The organism is Longimonas sp., assembly GCF_046498435.1.
GTDB lineage: Bacteria > Bacteroidota > Rhodothermia > Rhodothermales > Salinibacteraceae > Longimonas.
Genome location: NZ_JAWOAR010000297.1, coordinates 1 through 4,818 on the forward strand (window position 1 = coordinate 1; position 4,818 = coordinate 4,818).

The window sequence follows — 4,818 nt, forward strand, 5'->3', positions numbered from 1 at the left end:
GAAAAGGCGCTGGGTTGAAAAGGCGCTGGGTTGAAAGTGATTGTTCTCACATTGAGCACTGCCCTCTCCCCAAAGTCATCCCGGACGAAGCGGAGCGGAGATCCGGGATCTTCTTCGGGGTACCAAGCTCTCCTCAAACAAAATCGCCACGGATGACCAGGTAACGCACTTTCACTGTCCTACTTAGCAGGTGCGGAGTCCTGACACGAGCGAAGCGACTGATGAACGCAGTGAATAAAGATCTCCACCAAGGTTGGCAGGATCCCCTGTCCCGCCGTATCTTCTGAATGACAAGGAGATGGTTCGACTGCGCTCACCATGACAGACTTCGTGGGGACTTGATCACTGATTGCAAGACAACCATCAAAATGAGGGTTGACACAGCAGTGGTGTTCAAAACCCTCATAGCTCTATGCACGCGCACAGGCATTTGGAATTCACCTCCACCGTGCAGCGCCCCTCGCATCCCCCTTACGAAGCCTGTGCGGTACGCGACCATCGCTCCGGAATCGAGAGCAGGGCCACGGTAGCCACGGGCGCAAGCAGCGTAGCCGCCAGGAGTCCGCCCGTTACGGTTACAGCGAGCCCGACCCAGAAGTCGTTTTCGGCGGGAAAGACCAGCAGCGGCAGCATAGCCACGCAGGTGGAGATCGTGGTCGTCCACATCGGTCGCAGCCGCTCGCGTACGGCCAGGCGCACAAGCAGCGAGCGCCGTCCATGCAGACGCTCGTCACGCAGCTGGCGGTAGCGATCCACCAGCAGAATGGCGTCGTTCGCGGCGATGCCCACCAGCAGCACTACGCCAATGAACGCGCCTTCGGCAAAGGCGACATCGGCCCACCAGAAGCCGACTGCAAGTCCAATGGCCGCCAGGGGCAGGCTCACCAACACCAGCAGCGGCAGGCGCCACGACTCGAACACGATGGCCGTCACCAGCACAATCAGCAGCACGGTCGAAGCCAGCACCCACCCAAAGGCCTGCTGCGTTTCTTCGGTGAAGAACATATTTTGGCTGCGCTCGATGCGATAGCCGGGCGGTGTTTGAAAGCCATCGAGCACCTCGTTGATGTACTCGCTTCCCATGCGGTTCGGCCCGCGATAATCGACACGGATGTAGCGTTTGTACTGCTGGTTTTCGCGCTCAATCTGGCTGGGCACCTCCTCTACCGCATAATCGCTTACGCTTTTGAGTTTAACCTGCGTAGAGTCGGTCACCGGCAGCGGGCGGTCGACAAACGTGTCGATGTCCGCTTGCTCGGCATCTTCAACGACGATGCGGAGGGGCAACTGCGTATCGCCTTCCAGGTCGGCGTAGAGCGCCGGGAAGCGGGTGGAGAGCATCGGTCGGAGCTCGCCAGCAATATGCTGTGCACGAAGCCCCGTACGGGCGGTGGCAGCAGCGGGCCAATCCAGGTAAAGCACCTCGCGGGGCGTTTGGCGGCCAAAGCGTCCGGCATTGGTATTAACGGAGGCCACGCGTCGGCTTCCGGCCCGCAGGCGCTCGGCAAAGCGTTCGGTGAGCGCCTCCAGGTCGTCATAGTTCGACCCACGTGCCTCAATGGTGTAGCCCGACGCCATGCCTCCCACCCCGCTGAAGTAGCCCTGCGGCAGCAGTCCCCCCACCGACACGCGAATGCCTGCCAGCAGCACGGCTTCCTGAATCAGTTCCTCGCGCACGATGTAGGGCTCAGCGGTTTCCAGTGCAGGCTCATAGAAGCGTACCTGCATAAACGCCGAGCGCTCGCTGATGCGTGTGATGGTGCGCTCAACGGATTCGGACGCCAGCGCCACCTGCTCGAAACGCTGCATGAGCGAGTCGGCCCGGTGGATGGGATTGCCCGGTGGAAAGCCCAGACGCACCGAAACGGAGGGCTGCGTATCAAAATCCCACTGATCGCCGAAGTCGGTCTCTTCAATAAAGGGCCGCACCACCCCACCCAGTGCAGGATCAAGCCACTCGCGCGCATCGCGCACCGTATCGCTGCCGAGGGTTGCGTTGTAGACCCCTGCCAGGCGCGCCCGGGGACTGGTTTCGTCGTCGGGCATCTCTAGTTGGCGGGGCAACAGCCAGAGGGGCGTGCCCAGCACGAGCAGCAGCACCACGCACGTGGTTTTCGGCAGGCGCGCTGCCGCCCAGAAGGGCCAGCGTAGTAGCGTGCGTATCCACTCTGGAAGCCGCCAGTCGGGTTCGGGCGGCGGGAGCCAGCGCCCCATCACCGGTACCACGAGGGCGGCAGTACAAAGCGACGCGGCCAGGGTGATGGCTGTTAGCACGCCAAACGGGAGAAAGAGCGTACGCAGTTCGCCGCTCAGATACACGAGCGGGGCCATCACCGCCATGGTAGTGCAGGTGCCCCCTACCAGTGGAAGCCACACGGCCTTCAGGGATTCGCGAGTGGCCTCGGTTTCCAGTTCCATGCCCTCATATCCGCGCACAGCCAGCCGGTCGCGTTGCAGCATAAGCTGCTCCACCATCACCACGCTGTTATCCACCAGAATGCCAAACACCAGCACGAGTCCGGCCAGCGTAAGCAGATTCAGCGTAAGGCCCAGCGGTCCCATAAGCGCGATGCCAACGGCCAGCGCCACCGCCACACTAATCAGCACAATGCCCACCGCTCGCACGCTGTGCAGCATCATAAGCAGCACCAGCGCCACCAGGACCAGGCCCAGTCCACCACGCCACTGCAGGTCGCGCAGTTCAGCGCGCACCGACTCGCTGCGGTCATCGGCCACGATGAGGCGGGCGTCGTCGGGCAGGAGGGGGCCCAGCGCATCCAGCTGATCATTTACGCGCTGCGCCACCTCCAGCATGTGGCTGGCAGGAGCGCGGTCGATGGTGAGCGTTACGACGGGCTGCCCGTCGATCCGGCTGATGGAGCGGCGCGGGGCGGGGCCACGCTGTACCGTGGCAATGTCGCCCAGCCGGATGGGGCGGGCCTCTCCATTGCGCGCGGAGGCGTCGCCTGCCGACAGGCCATCGCGCACCACCACACGACGTAGCGCATCGACGGATTCGGGGGCTTCGCTAAGCAACAAGGCGGCTTCTCCCCGCCCCCGCAAGCGTCCGTACACACGGTCTGTGAGCGCATCGGCGATATGAGCGCGCATCGCCCCTGCTTCCAACCCGTACGCCGACAGGCGAACCGGGTCGAGCGTAATGAGCACCTCGCGCTCGGTGCCGCCTTCGACCACGACATCAGCTACACCCGAAAGGCCGCTAAGCTGTGGAGCCAGCTGGTCGTCGGCCCAGCGGCGCAGCGTGCCCGGTGCCTGCGGCCCGATGAGTTGAAGCGTCATGAAGCCCTGCTCGTCGCGCAGTTCTTCAGGGATTTGCTTGGTGAGACGCGGCGTGACGCGGTCGGGCAGATCGCGCCGCACCAGGGCCAGTTGTTCGTTGAGCCGGGCGACGTACGCGCCCAGATCGACCGACTCGCTTACCTCCAGCGTAACGGTGGTCTGTCCTTCCTGCGAGAGGCTTTCTACGCGGGCAGTACCCTCCACCGCCTGCCCCGCCCGCTCAATGGGCGCTGTGACGTACTGTTCGACAGCGCGCGGCGAGGCTCCCGGCCAGGACGCGCTCACGCGCACCACCGGCAGTTCAACCTGGGGCACCCATTCCAGCGGTACATTCGTGGCTGCCCAACTCCCGGCCACCAACAGTGCTACCGCCCAGGCCATAATGGCCACCGGACGCCGTAAAAGCGATGTGACAACGTGGGTCATGGAACCGATCCGAATAGCAGGATGCGCGGTGTATCCCTCTTGTATACCGTTGTATACCGTACAGACATGCATGAGGGTAGTACCAATGTGGCTACCTGCGCTTTTAGATGCAAGGCGGAGGTGAAAACGAGCGAGGTGGATCGCAGAAGTCTCGGCTCGCAGTTCGCACTCTCTTATCCCAACTCCGCATGCTCCGTTAGGGATGAATCCCAGGACCAGACACCGGCAGAGCCAGTAGCATTCGGCACCCGTTCCCCCATCAGCGCGATGAGGAGGACGCTCCTGCCACCCCCAACCCAACTCCCGCCCCGCTCGTCGCAAGGCACAACCAGCATGACTTACGGTCCTCTGCCTTGTGACGCACTTGTTCAGGAGCTCTGCCCCGTCTGCAGTGCTGTGTCACGTGTACGTGTTTAGCGCAGGGGGAGGGGTTCGATGCCGTGCGACATCGTCGCTCGTAGATATTCGATCACCGAACGTCCCTGTTGGACACACGTCTGCACCACACTCGCAATCCGTTCAAACGCCTGTGCGCCACGCGGGGTGCGAGTGCCACTGCTGAGCTTTCGTCGGATCACCGCCGGACGAAGCCGCCGCTCAGCCCGGTTGTTCGTTGCGGGCACGGCCTCCACCTCCAGAAAGGTAAACAGGTGATCCCGTTGCTTTTTCAGCCGGCGCCGGATCTTGTCTTCGACTTCGGTGAGAGGTCCTTCCGTCAGCGAGTCTTCAGTTAGCGAATCGGCTCGACCCGACTGAAGGAGCCGATCCGCGGTGGCTTCCAACGCGCTCCATCTCGCCTCAAATACGGAGGGGGGCATCGCCTCCGCATCCAGGTCCTCCCGAACGCTTTTTAGGGCCTGCGCTCCTTTGAGCAGGGCTCGGACCGCTGCCAGATAGGCGGACTTCGCACCGGTGGATGACACGCCGGTGGATGACACGCCGGTGGATGACACGCCGGTGGATGACACGCCGGTGGATGACACACCGGTCTGAGCGGTATAGTCGGCTTGTGCCCGCGAAATCGCCTTCAGGTGATGGGCGTAGCACTTGTGCTGAACCGACGTCGCTCCGTCGTAGATGTTCAGACAGTCG

Annotated in this window: 2 protein-coding genes; both read right to left on the reverse strand. The window is 62.9% G+C overall.

All coding sequences use genetic code 11. The features are described from left to right. Positions 1-471: 471 nt before the first annotated feature. Positions 472-3,726, reverse strand: a complete 3,255-nt coding sequence (locus tag R6U20_RS11550; protein ID WP_410338009.1) for an efflux RND transporter permease subunit — start codon at positions 3,724-3,726, stop codon at positions 472-474. Between the two features lie 413 nt (positions 3,727-4,139). Further along, a partial coding sequence (locus R6U20_RS11555) for a transposase (RefSeq protein WP_410338010.1) occupies positions 4,140-4,818 on the reverse strand: 679 nt, incomplete at its 5' end.